Origin of the sequence: Marinobacter sp. NSM (genome assembly GCF_052380025.1) — a bacterium.
In the GTDB taxonomy this organism is placed as follows: Bacteria; Pseudomonadota; Gammaproteobacteria; order Pseudomonadales; family Oleiphilaceae; genus Marinobacter.
This window is the reverse complement of the sequence record NZ_JBQTCK010000006.1, coordinates 181,729-200,116: the sequence shown is the minus strand read 5'-3', so window position 1 is coordinate 200,116 and position 18,388 is coordinate 181,729. Positions and strand designations below refer to the sequence as shown.

At 54.5% G+C, this 18,388-nt stretch carries 20 protein-coding genes; 8 read left to right on the top strand and 12 right to left on the bottom strand.

Features of this window, described 5'->3' with window-relative positions; translation table 11 throughout:
- Positions 1 to 43: 43 nt before the first annotated feature.
- Positions 44 to 1,261, bottom strand: a complete 1,218-nt coding sequence (locus ACTZWX_RS14275) for a type II secretion system F family protein (RefSeq protein WP_444714514.1) — start codon at positions 1,259 to 1,261, stop codon at positions 44 to 46.
- A 2-nt stretch (positions 1,262 to 1,263) separates the two neighbouring features.
- Positions 1,264 to 2,976: a type IV-A pilus assembly ATPase PilB gene (gene pilB / locus ACTZWX_RS14270; RefSeq protein ID WP_444714513.1), complete on the bottom strand. Its 1,713-nt coding sequence runs from the start codon at positions 2,974 to 2,976 to the stop codon at positions 1,264 to 1,266.
- A 406-nt stretch (positions 2,977 to 3,382) separates the two neighbouring features.
- Between pilB and ACTZWX_RS14265 the strand changes: the two genes are divergently transcribed.
- Positions 3,383 to 3,826, top strand: a complete 444-nt coding sequence (locus ACTZWX_RS14265) for a pilin (RefSeq protein ID WP_444714556.1) — start codon at positions 3,383 to 3,385, stop codon at positions 3,824 to 3,826.
- Between the two features lie 240 nt (positions 3,827 to 4,066).
- Here ACTZWX_RS14265 and ACTZWX_RS14260 read toward each other — a convergent pair whose 3' ends face one another.
- Entirely contained in the window at positions 4,067 to 4,639 is a 573-nt protein-coding gene (locus ACTZWX_RS14260) for a hypothetical protein (RefSeq protein WP_444714512.1), read from the bottom strand.
- A 96-nt stretch (positions 4,640 to 4,735) separates the two neighbouring features.
- On the opposite strand from ACTZWX_RS14260, the gene ACTZWX_RS14255 reads away from it, so the two are divergent.
- Positions 4,736 to 5,029: a helix-turn-helix domain-containing protein gene (locus ACTZWX_RS14255; protein ID WP_444714511.1), complete on the top strand. Its 294-nt coding sequence runs from the start codon at positions 4,736 to 4,738 to the stop codon at positions 5,027 to 5,029.
- 126 nt (positions 5,030 to 5,155) lie between these two features.
- On the opposite strand, the gene ACTZWX_RS14250 is transcribed toward ACTZWX_RS14255, so the two are convergent.
- Positions 5,156 to 5,500, bottom strand: coding sequence for a hypothetical protein (locus ACTZWX_RS14250; RefSeq protein ID WP_444714510.1), 345 nt, complete (start codon positions 5,498 to 5,500; stop codon positions 5,156 to 5,158).
- 1,211 nt (positions 5,501 to 6,711) lie between these two features.
- Here ACTZWX_RS14250 and ACTZWX_RS14245 point away from each other — a divergent pair.
- A complete protein-coding gene (locus ACTZWX_RS14245) occupies positions 6,712 to 7,104 on the top strand; it encodes a DUF1622 domain-containing protein (protein WP_444714509.1) in 393 nt (130 codons plus the stop codon).
- A 64-nt stretch (positions 7,105 to 7,168) separates the two neighbouring features.
- On the opposite strand, the gene ppnP is transcribed toward ACTZWX_RS14245, so the two are convergent.
- The 3 genes from ppnP to ACTZWX_RS14230 form a co-directional block, all read right to left on the bottom strand.
- On the bottom strand, positions 7,169 to 7,450 hold the full coding sequence (gene ppnP, locus ACTZWX_RS14240) for a pyrimidine/purine nucleoside phosphorylase (protein WP_444714508.1): 282 nt from the start codon (positions 7,448 to 7,450) through the stop codon (positions 7,169 to 7,171).
- Positions 7,451 to 7,466: 16 nt separating this feature from the next.
- Complete coding sequence (locus ACTZWX_RS14235) at positions 7,467 to 7,853, bottom strand: glutaredoxin family protein (protein ID WP_444714507.1); 387 nt, start codon at positions 7,851 to 7,853, stop codon at positions 7,467 to 7,469.
- A gap of 156 nt (positions 7,854 to 8,009) precedes the next feature.
- The gene (locus tag ACTZWX_RS14230; protein ID WP_444714506.1) at positions 8,010 to 8,768 is read right to left on the bottom strand and encodes a hypothetical protein; all 759 of its coding nucleotides are present in this window, start codon (positions 8,766 to 8,768) and stop codon (positions 8,010 to 8,012) included.
- A gap of 207 nt (positions 8,769 to 8,975) precedes the next feature.
- Here ACTZWX_RS14230 and ACTZWX_RS14225 point away from each other — a divergent pair, with 207 nt between their 5' ends.
- The 3 genes from ACTZWX_RS14225 to ACTZWX_RS14215 all read left to right on the top strand — a co-directional run bounded on the left by ACTZWX_RS14225 (position 8,976) and on the right by ACTZWX_RS14215 (position 12,257).
- Positions 8,976 to 9,689, top strand: coding sequence for a Fic family protein (locus tag ACTZWX_RS14225; RefSeq protein WP_444714505.1), 714 nt, complete (start codon positions 8,976 to 8,978; stop codon positions 9,687 to 9,689).
- Positions 9,690 to 9,886: 197 nt separating this feature from the next.
- Entirely contained in the window at positions 9,887 to 11,638 is a 1,752-nt protein-coding gene (locus ACTZWX_RS14220) for a type VI secretion system PAAR protein (RefSeq protein ID WP_444714504.1), read from the top strand.
- Entirely contained in the window at positions 11,628 to 12,257 is a 630-nt protein-coding gene (locus ACTZWX_RS14215; protein WP_444714503.1) for a DUF2931 family protein, read from the top strand. Before ACTZWX_RS14220 ends, ACTZWX_RS14215 begins: the two co-directional genes overlap by 11 nt.
- 186 nt (positions 12,258 to 12,443) lie before the next feature.
- Here ACTZWX_RS14215 and ACTZWX_RS14210 read toward each other — a convergent pair whose 3' ends face one another.
- The 5 genes from ACTZWX_RS14210 to ACTZWX_RS14190 form a co-directional block, all read right to left on the bottom strand.
- Positions 12,444 to 12,770, bottom strand: coding sequence for a nucleotidyltransferase domain-containing protein (locus ACTZWX_RS14210; RefSeq protein WP_444714502.1), 327 nt, complete (start codon positions 12,768 to 12,770; stop codon positions 12,444 to 12,446).
- Positions 12,757 to 13,185, bottom strand: a complete 429-nt coding sequence (locus ACTZWX_RS14205; RefSeq protein WP_444714501.1) for a nucleotidyltransferase substrate binding protein — start codon at positions 13,183 to 13,185, stop codon at positions 12,757 to 12,759. Before ACTZWX_RS14205 ends, ACTZWX_RS14210 begins: the two co-directional genes overlap by 14 nt.
- A gap of 101 nt (positions 13,186 to 13,286) precedes the next feature.
- Positions 13,287 to 13,637 carry a hypothetical protein gene (locus tag ACTZWX_RS14200; protein WP_444714500.1) on the bottom strand — a complete coding sequence of 117 codons (351 nt, stop codon included), beginning with the start codon at positions 13,635 to 13,637 and terminating at the stop codon, positions 13,287 to 13,289.
- Complete coding sequence (locus ACTZWX_RS14195; RefSeq protein ID WP_444714499.1) at positions 13,634 to 14,404, bottom strand: TrmH family RNA methyltransferase; 771 nt, start codon at positions 14,402 to 14,404, stop codon at positions 13,634 to 13,636. Before ACTZWX_RS14195 ends, ACTZWX_RS14200 begins: the two co-directional genes overlap by 4 nt.
- Complete coding sequence (locus tag ACTZWX_RS14190; protein ID WP_444714498.1) at positions 14,401 to 16,038, bottom strand: NAD(P)/FAD-dependent oxidoreductase; 1,638 nt, start codon at positions 16,036 to 16,038, stop codon at positions 14,401 to 14,403. Before ACTZWX_RS14190 ends, ACTZWX_RS14195 begins: the two co-directional genes overlap by 4 nt.
- 170 nt (positions 16,039 to 16,208) lie before the next feature.
- Here ACTZWX_RS14190 and rlmE point away from each other — a divergent pair, with 170 nt between their 5' ends.
- The gene (gene rlmE / locus ACTZWX_RS14185) at positions 16,209 to 16,835 is read left to right on the top strand and encodes a 23S rRNA (uridine(2552)-2'-O)-methyltransferase RlmE (RefSeq protein ID WP_444714497.1); all 627 of its coding nucleotides are present in this window, start codon (positions 16,209 to 16,211) and stop codon (positions 16,833 to 16,835) included.
- Positions 16,836 to 16,995: 160 nt separating this feature from the next.
- Positions 16,996 to 18,357: an MBL fold metallo-hydrolase RNA specificity domain-containing protein gene (locus ACTZWX_RS14180; RefSeq protein ID WP_444714496.1), complete on the top strand. Its 1,362-nt coding sequence runs from the start codon at positions 16,996 to 16,998 to the stop codon at positions 18,355 to 18,357.
- Positions 18,358 to 18,388 lie beyond the last annotated feature (31 nt).

The window sequence follows — 18,388 nt, the reverse complement described above, 5'->3', positions numbered from 1 at the left end:
GGAAGGAGGCGATTTCGCAAACAGCTCGAGGCGGAGGCGGGCTTTAAACCACTTGCCCCATCTGGAATATCGGAAGGTACATGCCGATGATCAAACCACCAACAAGCACACCGAGGACAGCCATAATCATCGGTTCCATCAGTGCTGTAAGGTTGTCTACCATGTCATCAACAACAGCCTCGTAGTGCTCTGCCACTTTTTTTAGCATATCGTCCAGATTGCCGGACTCTTCACCAATGGCGGTTAGCTGAACGGCCATAACAGGGAACACGCCCTGCTGGCGCATCGAAGCCTGCAATTGTGTACCACTGGAAACGTCGTTTTTGATGTTCATAACGGCATCCCGATAAACTGCATTGCCGGTAGCACCCGCAACGGAATCCAAGGCATCAACCAGAGGCACACCAGCGGCAAAAGTAGTGGATAGCACCCGGCCAAACTTGGCAACCGCAGACTTATCCAGAATCTCGCCAACGATGGGTAGCTTCAGAACATACTTGTCTACGAAGTCCGAAAATTTCTGAGAACGACGCTTCGATTCCTTGAATAGGAATATCGTGCCTACGATTCCCAGCAGCACGATAAACCACCATTTCTGCATCCATTCGGATATGCCGATAATGAACTGGGTAAAGACCGGCAAATCCGCTCCAAAGCCCTGGAACAGGCTTTCGAATTGCGGAACCACTTTAACCAGAAGGATAGCTGTAACAACAACTGCAACGACGACAACGGCGATAGGATAGGTCATCGCTTTCTTTACTTTCTTCTTCAGAATTTCCGTTTTCTCAAGATAGGTCGCAATTCGATCCAGCATCTGCTCAAGAGCACCGGCTTTTTCGCCAGAGTCCACAAGGTTGCAGTAGAGGTCATCAAAGTATCTAGGGTGTTTGCGCAAAGAAGCGGCAAAACCAGTACCGGAAGAAATATCATTCCGGATGCTCATTACCAGCTCCTGCAACCCTTTGTTCTCAAGACCATCCGCAACAATGTCAAAGCTTTGCACCAAAGGTACGCCGGCTTTCATCATGGTGGCCAGCTGGCGGGTAAGCATCGCAATATCAAATGGCGTGATCTTCTTGCTACCGCCAAACAATGGCTTGGGCTTTTTTTTCACTTTGTCCGGGATGATGCCCTGTTTACGCAATTGAGCCTTAACAAGGGCCAGGTTTGAGCCGGTCAGCTCACCCTTGGCTTTGTTGCCCCTCCGGTCTTTGCCTTCCCAAACGTACGATTCCAGCTTCTGCGCTTTTTCTGCCATGCTTAATCCTTCGTCACGCGGTTAGCTTCCTCAAGGCTGGTCACCCCTTCCATCACCTTGAGAAGGGCTGATTGCCTCAGGTTGCGGAAGCCTTCTGCCTGCGCTTGTTTTGCAATTTTTATGGAACTGGCTTCTTCCATAATCATGCTCGCCAGTTCTTCGGTAATCTTCACCACTTCGTAAATACCGACGCGGCCTTTGTATCCATTAGTGCATTTATCACAGCCCTTGGGGCGGTACAACGTGAAGCCTGTATCAATTTGTTCTTGTGTGAACCCTTCCTTCAAAAGCACGTCTTTCGGCACATCCATAGGCTGTTTGCAGCTGCAAAGCCGCCGGCCGAGGCGCTGGGCAATGATCAAGCTCACCGAGGTGGCAATGTTGAAGGCGGGCACCCCCATGTTCATCATCCGGGTGAGGGTTTCGGCAGCGCTGTTAGTGTGCAGGGTAGACAGAACCAAGTGCCCCGTCTGTGCGGCTTTGATGGCAATGTTAGCGGTTTCCAGATCCCGGATCTCACCCACCATGATTACGTCAGGGTCCTGCCGCAGGAAGGCCCGCAACGCTTCCGCAAATCCCAGGCCTACCTTGGTGTTCACGTTGACCTGGTTGATGCCTTCCAGGTTGATCTCCGCTGGGTCTTCCGCTGTGGAAATATTGATGCCCGGTGTGTTCAGAATGTTCAAGCCGGTATAGAGCGATACTGTTTTACCGGAACCGGTCGGGCCCGTAACGAGAATCATGCCCTGAGGCTGGGCCAGAGCATCCATATATAGCTGCTTCTGGTCTTCCTCGTAGCCCAGCACATCGATGCCCAGTTTGGCTTGACTCGGGTCCAGAATCCGCAGAACAATCTTTTCACCCCACAAGGTGGGCAGGGTGTTCACCCGGAAATCAATGGCCTTGGTTTTGGACAGCTTCATCTTGATCCGGCCGTCCTGAGGAATGCGGCGTTCGGAGATGTCCAGCTGTGCCATAATCTTTACCCGGGCAGAGATCTTCGGGGCGAGCTTGATGGACGGGCGGGAGATTTCCTTCAGGATACCATCGGTTCGGTAGCGCACCCGGTAAATCTTTTCGTATGGCTCAAAGTGAATATCTGAAGCGCCACCACGAATGGCATCGAGCAGCATCTTGTTTACATACTTAACAATAGGTGCGTCATCTACTTCGGTAGCACTGACGGCACCGTCGTCGTCTTGGTCACCACCCTCGGTCTCAACCCCCTCCAGGTCGGCATCGTCCAGATCTCCCATGGTGGTGTCCTGGGACTCGAGGTACTTGTCGATGGCGGCCCGTAGCTTGGCGTCGTCCACCAGAATCGCGTCAGTGCTCAGGCCGGTGTTGAACTTGATCTCATCCAAGGCCTGAATGTTTGTGGGGTCTGATACTGCGATGAATAGCCGATTACCTCTCTTATACAGGGGCAGGGCGTTGTGCTTCCGCACCAACTTTTCGTCAACCACCTTCTCGGGCATCATTTCCGGTAGGAACGAATCTAGGTCCAGCACCGAGACGCCAAACTCCATCGCAGCAGAAAATGCCAATTTGGAGCTATCTGCCAGATTATTCTGCGTAAGGTAGGTGATCAGTGGAATGCGGTTTTGGGAGGCCTGAAGAAAGGCATCTTTGGCGGTATCTTCGTCAAGAAGCCCGTCATCTACAAATCGACGGGCCAGGCCCGTCAGGGTCACGTTTCGGTTGTTGCTCGCCATAAATGCTCTGAGGAAAGTCTTATAAGTGGCTGAATATCGTATTTATGAACACAGAGTTTAGATGCATGGCCGGGGTTTGGAAAGCGGGGTGAGTCTCAGCTTTGATCTTTCTCAAAGACATGTCGTTGAAATGTGCTTGTCGATTTGCGCTTGGGCTGGGTGACAAAAAATGTCACTCCTGGACGTACTGGGACTAGGGTTTTGTGGAAAGGCCCCATGTGATCAGCGTCACAGAGAGCTGCAACGTCCTGAATGTGCGTTTATTTTTAACATTATCTTGCAATTGGCACGCTGGCTGCTTAGTTTATCGCAGGCTCAGCGCGGCTTGTTGGGAGTGCACCCGACGGTCAGAGCTTTGACAAAAGAAACGACAACTCTAGAGGTTGATAACATGCAAAAGATTCAAATGAAGAAAGGTCAGCAGGGTTTCACTCTGATCGAACTGATGATCGTTGTTGCGATCATTGGTATTTTGGCGGCTGTTGCTATTCCGGCCTATCAGGATTACACGGTGCGTGCGAAGGTTACTGAGATCATTAACTTGGCTGCGGCAGCCAGGTCGTCCGCTTCTGAATATTACATTTCGATGGGTGAAATGGCTTCGACTGCTGCAGCTGCGGGCATCAACGATAACGCCGCACAGAGTGATTACGTTACTTCTATCGGTTACGCTCGCAGCGGTTCTGATAACGAAGTTGGAACTATCACGTACACAGTGGATGGCGCTGAATTGGGTGGTGGAGCTACTGGGACCATCATATTCGAAGGTACCGGCTCTGACGATGGTGTTAGTTGGACATGCAACACCGGCAGTCTGCAGGCGAAGTTCCTTCCCGCTAACTGTCGATAACTCCAAAGGCTGGACAGCTCGTGCCCTGTCACAAGTTTGACTAGTTTCTCAAAGGCCCGGTGGTTTCGACCCCAGGCCTTTGTCGTATCTGGCAGTTTGTTTACTGCGTTTATTTCGGAGTTCTGGTCATCCGGCGCCAGTATTCCGCGGCGAATCCTGGAAATTCCTGACTTTCAGGCGAGCGATGTTCTCGTCAGGTCCGCCGATAGTCTGATTTGAAAAACAAGGGAAAGGGGAGATCTAAGCCGCGCGTCGTCGCCTGCAAGGATTCCGGTAATCCTGATAGCTGTCCTCAAAGGCGGTTCCCCGGTGGCACCACCGCTCCGGGTCCAGATTCAGCCGTTCCAGAATCGGCAGCGCCTTCTCATCAATAGCGCCCCGTTTGTCGCTTCGGCTAATGCGTCCAGTGCAATCCACCAGTTCCAGGTAATCCCCAAAGCTGAACAGAATGCCCCGCTGAACGCCGCTCCGAATCACACCTTCAAACCCCAGTAGCGGTTTTAGTGGCACGGAAAACTCATTCAGCGCTTGCTGCTCTGTTTGCCGTGCAATGGCTTCCGCGAAATCAAAGGTGGGATGGATGCGTTCCTTAATGCTGGTGTGTTGGGAGGTTTCTGGCGTCTCCGCCATGGCGGCCCGGATGGGGTTTAGGTCTACATAGGTCATGCAGGAGAGGAGAGCTTCATAGAAGCTGCACCAGCGCGCCAGCACCTCATCCATGCTCCACGGTTCCACTTCATCCGGGCTGAGCTTCACTACCTGGTGGTAGTGGTTCGACATGACTGCATAAGCGGCGACATCTACCGCGAACACAGATGCCAGAAGCCGGATTCGCTCTTCAATCCATCCCCGCCGGTGCTCATAACAACGCCCGGTGTCGCGGTCCTGCCCGCACAGGCGGTTATGGAAATGAATGAAATTCGAGAAACGGCATTGGACCTCGATGCCGCTGGGCTAATAGGTAAGCGGCGACTCGGCGAGTACGAAGAGCTGTATCGCACTGACAGTAGAGAGCTCCCGCCGGAAGAAATCCGCAATATTCGCAGCCAGACCCTCATGAGTCAGGCTGTATTAGCTGCCATTCTTAACGTGGGTGTTTCAACCGTTCAGAAGTGGGAGACGGATGAGAAAAAGCCTGCCGGAGCATCGCTGAAATTGTTGAACCTTGTGAGAAGAAAGGGTACCGAGATTTTGTATATATAACTCCTATCAATCGGAGGCCAGGGGGTGAACTTCCCGGTTACCAGTGAGGCAACGTTAACAACGCCCAGTGTCATAACAAACAAAGCCATGATAATCATGGACAACTGTCTCCCTCCGCTCCGGGTATTATCGCTCCGCCCTGGGGTAGCTGTAGCGCAGAGTCCCATCGGGAAATCGCTGTTCGATCAGTTGGATCCTCTGCCCGGGCTGAAAGCTGGGCCCGCTGATAATTACCCGTGTCTCAGAACCATCAGGAAGCTGGACTCTCGCGGTTGTAAGAGTTGTCGAGGTTCCTGTCCTCAGGCTCTCGCCTTCGCCCTGGTTGATTTCAATAATGGTCCCCTGCACACGCTGAACGACAGGTTCACCCTGGGGGAACAGAAAATGGGCAGTGAAAACGGCAATCAATAGAATGATGCAAAGGAATACAATGCGATTGCGAATGTAGGCTCTGGCGCGGTCGTGTTTCATGGTGTTGTCTGTTTGCTCTTTCCGGTGTCCGGCTCAATAGCCATTAAAGATATCACTAAGATCAGTCGGGCAGTTAGTTGGCGAACCGGAGATCCATCATTCCAACTTGTACGGCGATAACCTGTTACACCAGCTACAATCTCATCTACTCGCGGTTCTCTGAACCGAATGCAGCGCCCTTAGATGCGGATCCTTCATGCTCGAAGACCTGACCGTCCGTATCGTGATGACGTTGTTCTAGCTGAAAAGTCTGTTGGGCGTGAATTCGATCGGGGACACGCACTCCGCTCGCTGTGTGTGAGCAGGCCTGTCAGGAATTTTTGCACTGTTGTTAGTGCCCGCTCTGTTTACTCATTTTAACGTAAGGTCATCCATAGCCTTTTTTTCTGGTGGTACCTCTTTTGCTCCATCGCAGAAAGTAGTTTGTTAGATGCTGTTAATTAGCGAATGAGGGGGGCAGAGTCATGTCTAGGTTTTGTATGGGAATGTTGCGAGCCACTTTTTTGGTGGCTCTCATTGGCCTTGCTGGCTGCAATAGCAGTGAATGGGTTGAATTTGAGAGCGGCGGTTGCAATGAGCGGGAACTCGAAGAAATGCAGAGTGACGCTTTTGGTTCAGCTTTTTTTGGTCAGATGGCGACAGGCGTTTGTAAGGGGAGCGGGTATGAAAGCTTTGCAGGAGAAATGAGGTGTGACGGAGAGAAAATCATGATTGCGTGTAAATAATTGACCGTGAACGCCATGGAAAGGCGCGAGCATAAACACATGCTGCCTATGCAAACCAAGCCTGGAGCAAGGCAATCAGGCAAACCATTATGATCAAACAGGCAGCAACATACGCCAGAAAAGCAACCGGGCGTTGCCGGAAATAGACCGGCCGTGAGGACCAGGGAGTGAACTTCCCGGTTACCAGTGAGGCAATACTGACAACGCCGAGTGTCATAACAAACAAAGCCATGATGATCATGGACAACTGTCTCCCTCCGCTCTGGGTATCATAGCTCTGCCCTGGGGTAGCAGTAGCGCAGAGTCCCATCGGGAAAACGCGTCTCAATCAGCTGAAAGATATCACCAAGATCAGCCGGGCAGTTAGTTAGCGAGCCAGAGATTCATCATTCCAACTTGTACGGCGATAACCTGTTACACCAGCTACAATCTCATCTACTCGCGGTTCTTTGAACCGAATGCCGTACCCAAAGAAGCGGAGACTTCATGCTCGAAGACCTGGCTGTCCATATCGTGACAACGTTGTTCTACCTGATAAGCCTGTTGGGTGTGGCCATCGTTGTCTGGGGCGTTGCGGAGGCGGTCATGCGTTTCTTCTCGCTATTGGCCAGCCACAAGAGTTCTCACGCGAAGCTGGTGAGAAAAACCGCCCGTATTCGCGAGCGCCTGGGTGCTCATCTTCTGCTGGCGCTGGATATTTTTATCGGGGCAGACATCATCAAAAGCGTTATAGCACCCGCTTGGGAGCATATCGCTATGCTAGGGGCTGTCGTGCTGATCAGGGTGGTGCTGAGCTACTTTCTGGAGCGGGAAATGGAGCGGACTCATCAGTCGGCACAGTCTGGCCGTTTATCGGATCATAACGGCGAGGGTGAGTGAATTTGGGGTCAGACCCCAAGACATTTCACCCCGCCAAATGTTCTGGGGTCTGACCCCATTGCCGTTACTCGTAGGTGCAGAAGTAGGCCGTATCGACGTCAGCCTTAACCTTGAAGCTGGTGTTGGCCGCTACTTCAAAGGCATCGCCAGCCCCGTAGCGGGTCCAGCTATCGCTACCTGGAAGTTGAACGGTTAACGCACCGCTCACTACAGTCATTACTTCTTTTTTGCTGGTACCGAACTCGTACTCACCGGAACTGATCACACCTACGGTTGCAGGCAGAGACTCACCTTGGAAGGCAATGGACTTAACTTTGCCGTCAAAGTATTCGTTTACGCTTAACATGGTCATTCTTCCTCGTTTATCCAAACTGCCGATTCAGCCAGGTATTGATATCACCGGACTCATACATCCATTGCTTCTCACCTTGGTCATTGGTGATCAGCAGGCAGGGCACTTTAACCGCGCCGCCGCCATTCAAAAGATCCTCACGGTGCACCGGGTCGTGTTGTGCATCACGTAGCTCGATATTCAGCCCCAGGCGAGCCATTTCCTTGCGAACCTTGATGCAGAACGGGCAGGCACGAAACTGGTACAGCGCCAGGTTTTCGGTCGCCTTGTCGACAGCAGCTTGCTGCTCAGGGGCGCGGGTGATCGCCTTGGGTGTGCTGAGTTTCTCCGAAAGCAGCATAAAAGGTGTCAGAACCAGCCGTAGCGTGCGGAAAAAAGCGCGGATAATCGTTCGCATAATAAAACCTAAACTGTGTAGATCTGAAAGGTATTTGGGAAACCGGGCCGGAAGGATACCACGGCCGGGCAAAATTTGGGGTCAGACCCCAAGACATTTCACCCCATCAAATGTCCTGGGGTCTGACCCCAAATTGGGATGGCTAACCGCGCACCCTTAAAAGCGATAGCTTAACCCCAGCACGCCATAATGCGCCCAGGCAAAGGTGTAAACGCTGTCGTTATCCGCCCCGCCTTCCAGGGTGCGATAACCAAGCCGGCCTTCCAGTTGCGGTGACAGTTGATAGGTGACGGCCACGGCGGCGTCAATCGCCCGGCCTTGCGGTGCTCCGAGTCCCTCAACGTCAAACTCAAGCGCCCAGCGCTGGCCCAGAGCCCGGCGAGCCTGGAAAGACAAGAGCGGCACTACACCAAGGTCCGGGTCGTCTGCGCTTGTGGTGCCCTGGCTGAGTCGCACATTGGCATCTCGGATCAGCAGGGTAGCCCCGGCACTGAGTTTCCAGTCGTGGTGTTCTGGCCAGTGGTAGCGCCAGCCGACCCGGTAGGTGTTGAACTTGTAGACACCCTTTACGCTGCTTCCTGCCTCAAACGTCTCACCGGCGAATCGCACATCATCGGCCAGAGTCCCCCGGCCATAGGTGCGCAGAGGCGCGTACAGCACGCTGACGGAATGCTTGTCTGATATCTGGTAAGCCAGGTGCAATCGCCAATAAGGATCGGCCCCTTGCCCTGTCAGGTTTAGGAGATCAAAGCGATCCCCAGCGTTGTCGTTGGGAATCTGGACGTCGTTACGGGAAAACCAGACGGGGCCGGTTTCGACCGTTAGCGTCCAGTCATGTGTTTCATCAGCTGCGGCTGGTGTCGATAGAAAAGTATTTACGGCCATGGAGAGGGCAAGAAGAAAGAAGCGTGCCATAACGAATAGCTCCCGTTTAAATCTGGGGTCAGACCCCAAGACATTTGGTGACCTGAAATGTTCCGGGGTCTGACCCCAATTTCACGGGAAACCCGACGTTCCGTCCGCTTAGCCAAGGCTACCTTGTTTTGATACCGGCAATCACGTAATACTGGAACGTCCAACAAAGGTACGTTTTCTGTACATTGGCTACTTGAGGTTCCAGTCATGAGCGGGCGCCAGCCTTCTTTTCCAACTGATGTGCATTGGTCGATGAAGCCAAACCGCGATAAGGCGCTCATGCTTGCCCAGCGAGCCGTCTCGGTTTTTGTATACGATGCCGTGCGGCTGGAGGGTATTAACTTTACGCTCCCTGAAGTACAAACCCTGCTGCAAGGCGTCACCGTGGGTGGGCATAAATTGAGTGATCAGCAAATCGCCGTCAACCAGGGAGACGCCTGGAAACGACTGTTTCAGATGATCAGGGCAGGGCAGTTCGCCCTGACCAAAGAGTGTGCTACGGAACTCCACGCTATTGCAGCCAAGGAAGAAGCTTTGGAGTGGGGGTGCTTTCGAACCGGTTCTGTGCTTATCGCCGGCACAGATTACGAACCGCCGCCAGCAATCAAACTTCCAGATCTATTCGAGCACATGATCGAAGCGATGCATCAATATGAGGATGTCTACGACCAGGCCATCCACGTATTCCTCACCATGGCCCGTTGTCAGTTCTTCTACGACGTTAATAAACGCATGGGCCGGTTTATAATGAACGGCCACCTGCTGAATAACGGATACCCAGCTATTAATATTCCCGCTTCTCGACAACTGGAGTTCAACGAGCTCATGTTGGAATTTTATGAATCGGGTGACCAACGGTCCATGAACTCGTTCGTTCGAAGCTGCATGGATGAGCGTGCGGTGCGAATCATGAAGGAATAATAGTGGGGCAATATTTCGTTGCCGATCAGAATCAAACAGGATGACATTTCCCTTTGGTCGATTGGTGCTGATACACTCTGCGTCGCTGCATAAGGAGCGCATGCGGTCCGAATAAAGTTGGCACGAGGGCAGGATTGCCCGTCAAGGAACCCCGGGGATTATTTTGGGGTATCAAGGAAGAAGCAAGGAGCAAAGCCATGAGCGGCAAGAAAGTTGTGCTGTTGGGGGATCCAGGTACCGACCATGAGGGTTTTCCGCCCACCCCGGTAATCAATGGTTCCCCGGATGTACTCATCGACGGCAAGCCCGTCGCCCGGGTAGGTGACCAACTTGCCCCGCACTCCAAACCCAAGCATTCCCCTCATCCGCGTACGATCGCTTCCGGTTCAAGCACGGTTTTCATTAACGGGTTACCTGCTGCCACAACCGGTGGTGCGATTTCTTGTGGTGGGGTCACCATTGGCAGTAGTAGCGTGGTGGTTGGCGATACCCATGCGCCATTGCCATTCTCTGGTGTTTCGGGGGAAAATTCTCACTCCGCGCCTTTGAGCTCAGAGTTCGGTACAGCAAAAAAACACACAAACGGCACACACGCCTCCTCCGGCGCGCAGCTGCGCAGTAGCACCTCCAGCCACGCAGGTGGAGGAGGCGGCTCAGCCGCAACCCCTTCTCAGGCCACCAAGGCTATTGATGAGTCTGGCAAAACCCTTCGCCTGGGGGTGTTTTTTGATGGCACTGGCAACCATCGGGGCAATGATCAGATCCTGGCGAACCGCGATGTGACGAATGTGGCGAAGTTGTATGACCTGTATCGTGACGATGGCCTTGGCAGCAACTATCGAAGAATCTACGTGAATGGACCAGGCACCATTGACGGCCAGCACACTCCGAATGGCTTTGAGGCCTCGGAGGACCTCATGGGCTTGGGGTTGGGCATTGGGCCCGAAGGTGGACATGACAGGATAGAGTTTGCGATTAGACGGATGCGAAGAGATATCTTTGCTGGGGACTATGAAGAAGTAGTCTTCGATGTATTCGGCTTCAGCCGTGGCGCGGCCCTGGCCCGGCACTTCGTCAATCTGATCAATGAACAACCGGGAACGGTCCTGCTGCCCCAGTTTATGGGTGCCTCTTTCCTCGCCCCGATGGTTGGCGTCACACCCGTAGCTGCATTCCCGCCTGGTGTGAAGGTCCGGGTGAATTTTGTTGGCCTGTTCGATACGGTGGGCAGTTTTTACCTACCTGGAGACAACGCCAACCTGGACTTTAACCTGAACCTTTCGCCCAGCAGTGCCGAACGGGTGGTGCACCTTACGGCCCATCACGAGATCCGCAAGAATTTCCCATTGAGCAGTATTATGGATGCCAACGGTAATGGGCCATCACACTTTACGGAAATAGCCGTACCGGGTGCCCATTCCGATGTGGGCGGCGGTTATGAAAATCCGGACAAGGGCTTCGAGAATATTGAGAAGATCGTTCTGGGCATCCACTCGGGTCTTGCGGACGGCGGCCATACCCAACGCACAGCCATTCCGCAACTTGAGGCGAAGTACGCGCGCCCAGGCCGGACTGTGGTGGCGGTGCCTCAGCCAAACGGTGATATCCACGTGCAGGAGCGCAGGCGTACACGTAAGGAACTGACGATATACAACCTACACAGTATGCATGGATTAGCTTTGCAGGCGGGGGTTCCATTGGGAGGATTGGATCCGACTGATATCGATCATGCATTACCTTCCGTCCTCCGGTCAGCAATCGCGTCTTGGCAGTCGGCAGGAGGCTCGCTGGAAACGTCCAGGGATTACCTGCATGGGTTTATCCATACTTCCCATAGTATCTATAAATTTGGGTTAGACCCAGAGTCCTCGGGCAAACGCACGGTTTTCTCTAACAAGCCGGGCAAAGCCATAAAACCATCTTCGGTAGGAGTTGCAAGTGCACAGTGAAAGCGTCCTCAGGGCAACCTTTACCATCCTGTTTTCGTTCCTCGCTGTAGCTTGTTCCTCGGAGCCCCGCGAATACGACTTTGCCGTTTCTGTTGCGGGTGGGCCGCAGGGATGGCCAGTTTGGGTAGAAGATATTTCCTTCGATGAAACGTGGAGTGCCCGTGGCGGGGCACTCCGTGGCGGTTATGATCGCGTGCCCCCCGGGGGAGCTATTGTGGGTATAAGCCCTAAACCTGCCCCCAGCACCGTGCACGCCCGCTGGTTTTCTTTCCGAACCCAAACGTTCTATGAGGTCACCTTCTCGCTACCCGAGGATCTTGATGACAAGCTGCGCAAATGGTACCGAGACTATCCGCTTGATGACTACAACCATACTCTGATCGTTGGGTTTTCGGGTAAAGGCGAAGCACTTGCCTGGTGGGAGGCGTTCTGTAACACCTGCAATTATGATCGCAGCCACGATTTCCACACGCCACTGGCTGAAGACGTTGTCGCTAAAATTGTCGAAGGTGATCCTGGCCGCTACAACGTCAGAACTCGCGATTATGTAGAGGAAGGAATTATTCCGCCACCACCAGCCTGGCTCAGCCGTCGGGCTGATGGTGATGCAGTAAATTGAGAAGCAACTTTTCAGGTTAACCGAGTTGTGATTTGGGAGAGGTGAGTGCGCAATAACAAGGCTCTCAGAATCGGGGTGATTATCCTGCTGGAAGTATGCCGTCTCCGTGGTAGTCATCCATCCCGCTGCAGGAGCTCGATTTCAGTTGGCGCTAGCACCTCGGTTGATCGAATCGAGAACGTGGGTTCACAAAACACGCACACCCACCCGTGCAACATGCTCAAGCAGGTCTTGGTTCTCTACCTGGTGTTCCAAAGCCAGATCGACTTTCCAAGGCAGTAGCAGATCATCAATCTCCAGTTCCAGGTTATTGAACCTCCGCCAGGAGAGCGTTGGCGCGGTGAGCATTAAATCGATATCCGAGTTATGGCGATAATTGCCCTTGGCGCGGGAGCCATAAAGTGTCACTTGTTCTATTTCAGGGTATTTTTCGAAGAGCGCTTTGAGGCCGTTAATAACGCGGCTCGGTAAGCCGAATTGATCTGCTTGCGGAGACGTTTCACGCAAGGTCATACTTCTCTGCCTCTTGGTCCATCCTGGTTTTTAGGGTGGCGAACAACGAGTGGTATTGGGTCAGAACATTCTCAAGAATTTCCCGGGCTGTTTCTTCATTGTAGGTGTGCGAAGTTCGGTTCCGGTCTTTCAGCATTCGCATCCAGCCCTCACCATCCTCAATCAGGCCATTGGCGAATGCCTCTCGAATTGCATCGCGAGAGCCTGCGATATTGGCGTTACCTTGCCAGCGGAAATAATCGCGAATCGTGTTACAGGAGAGCTCATACGTGTATTCAAAGGCTTGAATCAGGCCCTGTTTTTCAAGGTCAGAGAGATCTCTTGTCTGGCACAGCTGCACAGCTGAATCAAGCTGCCCGAAAGCTTTCTTGAAATTGCTGAATCGCTGTAGCCAGCGGACATCTTGTTCTGCCACGTTTGCACCTCCCTTTCACGATTATCCGTCAGAATAGCATGGGGTCAGACCCCAAGACATTTCACCCCATCAAATGTCCTGGGGTCTGACCCCAACTTGAATCACCAGATCCATCGCAATGGCGCGGGGGCTTCTACCGTTTCAGGCGCTTGTCGAACCACCCGGGCAATTTCGGAAGAACCATGCTCTTCGGCGCACTGGTACAGCGACCGGATGTGCTCCGGCCTGCGTTTGTCTTCTACATCCCGGTGGTTGTCGATGCACTGCTCGAAGTATCGCTGCATCTGTGCCTGGCGTTCGGCATCATCGCCGGCCCAGGTTTGCAGGTTCTCGAGGCGGGCGACATCCACGGCGATGCCGTAACGGTGCAGTTGCACCATCAGCACCATGGCGAGGATGAAGGCGAGGAATACTCCGAGGGAAAGGGTTCCGATTATGTACTTGCGAATCATTGGTTTGCCTTGAAGGGGGATGCAACGTTGGCGATGGTGCTCCGGTTCAGCTCATAAACCGCCATGTTTACCGCAGAGGCCAGATTCAGGGATTCAATCTTTGCCGCTCCGGGAATAGTGAAGCGCTGGGCGGCCAGCTCATTCAAAGCTTCCGAGGGCACACCGCGGGCTTCATTGCCGAACAGGTAGCAGTCGTGTGCTGCGAAAGCCGGATTGGCGATGGGGGCGCCGCCAATGTCCAGGCAGGCGATACGAGCATAGCGGCTGGCGAGGGTGTCCAGCGAAACCTCGGTTTCAATCGGCACATGAAAAATCGCCCCCATGCTTGCACGAACCACTTTCGGATTGAACGGATCTACACTGCCAGGGCTGAGCAGGCAGCGCAGGCCGCCAAACCAGGCCAGGGTGCGCAAAATCGTACCCAGGTTGCCGGGGTCCTGGACTTCGTGTAGGTAGATGGCTTTCTCGCCGGTTGCTGCGCCCCCCTTTGTAGCCGGCGGCATCGGCACTACCGCTAATATGCCTTGCGGGGTTTTGGTGTCAGCCAGCTGAGCCATTTGCCGGTCGCTGACCAGGTGTTTCGGCCAGGGGCTGTTCCAATGTTCGTAGGCGCTGGTTACATAGAGCTGTGCTTGCTCCCATACAGAAGGCGCCTGACTGCATGCCTTTTCCAGCTCCAGCACCAAATGCTCGCCTTCCACCAGGAAATGCCCGAAGGCCTGCCGGTATTTTTTCTGGTGAAGCTTCTTGATGTCGTCCAGCTTCACGGTTGGCTCTCCCCGGTGGTTTCCAGGTCAGCCATCATGGCCTTGGCCACCGCTTCGGCTACCTTGATGCCATCCACCCCGGCAGACAGAATGCCGCCCGCGTAACCTGCGCCTTCGCCAGCCGGGTAAAGTCCCCGGGTGTTCAGGCTTTGCAGGGTGTCCCGGTCTCGGGTAATTCGGACTGGGGACGAGGTGCGCGTTTCAATACCGGTCAGCACCGCATCGGGCCGGTCGAAACCGCGAATCTGCCGGCCGAAGGCGGGCAGGGCTTCGCGGATGGCGTTGATGGCGTAGGCGGGCAGAGAAGGGGCCAGGTCCCCAAGGCGAATGCCGGGTTTGTAAGAGGGTTCAACTTCGCCCAGCTTTTCCGAAGGCTTGCCGGCAATGAAGTCGCCTACCAATTGGGCCGGCGCGCAGTAATCACTGCCTCCCAGAACAAAGGCCTTGGCTTCCAGCTGCTCTTGCAATTTGACCCCTGCCAGCGCATCGCCCGGGAAGTCTTTCTCGGGGTCGATGTTCACCACAATGCCGGAGTTGGCGTTGCGTTCATTACGGGAATACTGGCTCATGCCGTTAGTAACCACTCGCCCCGGTTCGGAAGTCGCCGCCACAACGGTGCCGCCCGGGCACATGCAAAAGCTGTATACCGCACGGCCGTTGCTGGCGTGATACACCAGTTTATAATCCGCGGCCCCCAGTGCCGGGTGGCCAGCGTATTTGCCCAGCCGGGCGTGATCAATCAGGCTTTGCGGGTGTTCAATCCGAAAGCCGATGGCGAAAGGCTTGGCTTCCATAAACACGCCGCGCTGATGCAGCATGCGGAAGGTTTCCCGGGCGCTGTGGCCAAGGGCCATCACCACGTGGCGGCTCATCAGCTGCTCGCCACTGGCCAGTTCTACTCCGCGCACTGCGCCGTTCTCTAACAGCAGGTCGGTTACCTTGTGTTCGAAGCGAATGTCACCGCCCAGGCTGATGATTTCGTCGCGCATTTGAGATACCACACCGGTCAGGCGAAAGGTACCGATATGGGGCTTGCTCACGTACAGGATTTCTTCCGGCGCGCCGGCTTTCACGAACTCCGCCATCACCTTGCGGCCGTAGAACTTTGGGTCTTTGATCTGGCTATACAGCTTGCCATCGGAAAACAGCCCGGCACCACCCTCGCCAAACTGCACGTTGGATTCGGGTGAAAGCTGCTTCTTACGCCACAACGCCCAGGTGTCTTTGGTGCGCCGGCGCACATCTTTGCCCCGTTCCAACACAATTGGCCTGAACCCCATCTGCGCCAGCAACAAAGCCGCGAACAAACCGCAGGGGCCAAGGCCGACGACAATCGGCCGTTCCGTAAGATGGGCCGGTGCCTGTGCGACCGGGTAATAAGCAGTATCCGGCGCCTCGCGAACGTGGGTGTCGTCGGAAAAACGGGCCAGCACGGCGGCTTCGTCTTGTACGGTCAGGTCGATGATGTAAACAAACTTGATCTCGGTGTTCTTCTTGCGGGCATCGTAGCTGCGCTTGAACACGGTGAAATCCAGCAGCTCATCGTCCTTCAGTTTCAGGCGATGCAGTAGCGCGGCTTTCAGCGCGGCCTCGGGGTGGTCAAGGGGTAAAGCCAGTTCGGTAACGCGAATCATGGTGTGTCCAGGCCGCCCGGCGACTGCCCGGCGGATTAGGGTTGGAATATTAGTCAGAATGGCCGCCATTGTACTTTGGAGATGGGTGCTTGTCAGGCGCCCGTGCTTTTGCGGCAACGCCGGTGGCAGCGTACAATGCCCTTTTCCCGCAGTAACGCAGATAGCAAACCATGGCCCGTTCCAAAAGCAGTAACCGCTGGCTCGAAGAGCACGTTAACGACCCCTTTGTGAAACAAGCGCAACAGGACGGTTACCGTTCCCGTGCCAGTTATAAGCTGCTGGAAATCAACGATAAAGACCGGCTAATCCAGCCCACCAATCTGGTGGTGGATCTGGGCTCGGCACCCGGCGGCTGGTCTCAGGTTGCCGCCAAGCTGGTTGGCCACAAAGGCCGGGTCGTGGCCTCTGACATCCTGCATATGGACCCCATCGCCGGCGTCGAATTCATCCAGGGTGACTTCACCGAGCAGGAAGTATTTGACCAGATTATGGCGATTCTGGATGGCGCCAGGGCCGATGTGGTCATCTCAGACATGGCCCCCAACATCAGCGGTGTCAACGCCGCCGACCAGGCTGCCTCCATGTACCTGGTGGAACTGGCCCTCGACATGGCCTGCCAGGTACTCAAGCCCAAAGGCAGCTTCGTCGCCAAAGTCTTCCACGGCGAAGGCTATGACGACTACGTTAAAGCCATGCGTGAAGTCTTCACCAAGGTCGTCGTCCGAAAACCCGATTCCTCCCGAGCCCGCTCGCGGGAGGTTTATCTGGTTGGTAAGGGTTTTAGGGGGGCTGTTTAGGGTCTGTCCCCGAACGGGGACTGACCCATTTTGGAACCCATGGGCTCAGGTTCTGTGCAACAGACGGGCAAAAGTGGGTCAGTCCCCGTTGGGGACAGACCCGTTAGTATTTTTGCGCTAAGCTGGAAATACTATCCACCAGACAAGGATTTACCCGTCTATGAAACTTCGCTTCCTCGGCGGCACAGGCACCGTCACCGGTTCTCGCTATCTGCTCTCTGATGAAAACCACCGCCTGCTGGTGGATTGCGGCATGTATCAGGGGGTAAAAACCTTGCGGCGGCGAAACTGGGCGACGTTTCCGGTAGACCCGTCAACCATAAATGCCGTGGTGCTCACCCACGCCCACATTGATCACTCCGGCTACCTACCTGCGCTGGTGAAAAACGGCTTCAAGGGCAAGATCTACTGCACCAAGGCAACTCATGAGCTGTGCAAAGTGCTGCTGCCAGATGCCGGCTTTCTGCAGGAAGAAGATGCCAAGTACGCGTTCCGGAAGAAATTCTCCAAGCACGAAAAACCCGAGCCGTTGTTCACCGAAAAAGACGCCCGGGAAGCCCTCAAGCATTTCGAGTCGATGCACTACCACGAGAAGTTCGAACCCGTGAAAGGCTTTGAAGTGAGCTTCACTCCGGCAGGGCACATTCTTGGGTCATCCTGCGTGCACGTTCACCACAAAGGTGCCGCCCGCACGGTGGTGTTCAGCGGTGATGTGGGTCGCCAGGATGATCTCATTATGCGACCACCAGAGCCGTTGCAACATGCGGACGTTCTGGTGTGCGAATCCACTTACGGCGACCGAACTCACGGGGAATCAGACCCGGAAGGCGACCTGGCTGACATCATCACCAAAACCGCTGGCCGGGGAGGTATCGTGTTAATGCCCGCGTTTGCGGTGGGCCGCGCCCAGATGCTCCTGTACGTGATTCACAAACTCATGGGGCAGGGCAAGATCCCGAAACTGCCGGTGTACCTGAACAGCCCGATGGCCATCAAAGCCACGGAAATATTCTGCCAGCACCACAAAGAGCATAAACTTAACCGCGCCCAATGTGAGCTGATGGATGAGAAAACTGAATTCGTCAGAACCGTTGAGGAATCGATCGAACTCGACGCCGTGCGCTACCCCTGCGTGATTGTCTCCGCCAGTGGCATGGCCTCCGGTGGCCGCGTGCTGCACCACCTGAAAACCCTGTTGCCAAACCCCCGCAACAGCGTGGTCTTCGCCGGCTTCCAGGCGCCGGGAACCCGTGGCGATGCACTCGTAAGCGGTGCCGAATCTGTCAAAATCCACGGCGAATACTGGCCGGTGAAAGCCGAAATCCACAACCTGGATTCCATGAGCGCCCACGGCGACTACAACGAAATCCTGGCCTGGCTGGAGCAGGGCACCCTCAAGCCAGAAAGAGTCTACGTCACCCACGGCGAACCCGTCGCCAGCGACACCATGCGCAAACGCATCACCGAGAAATTCGGCTGGCCCGCCGAAGTGCCCGAACTCTTCGAAGAAGTCGAAATATAAAATTGGGGTCAGACCCCCGGACATTTCACCT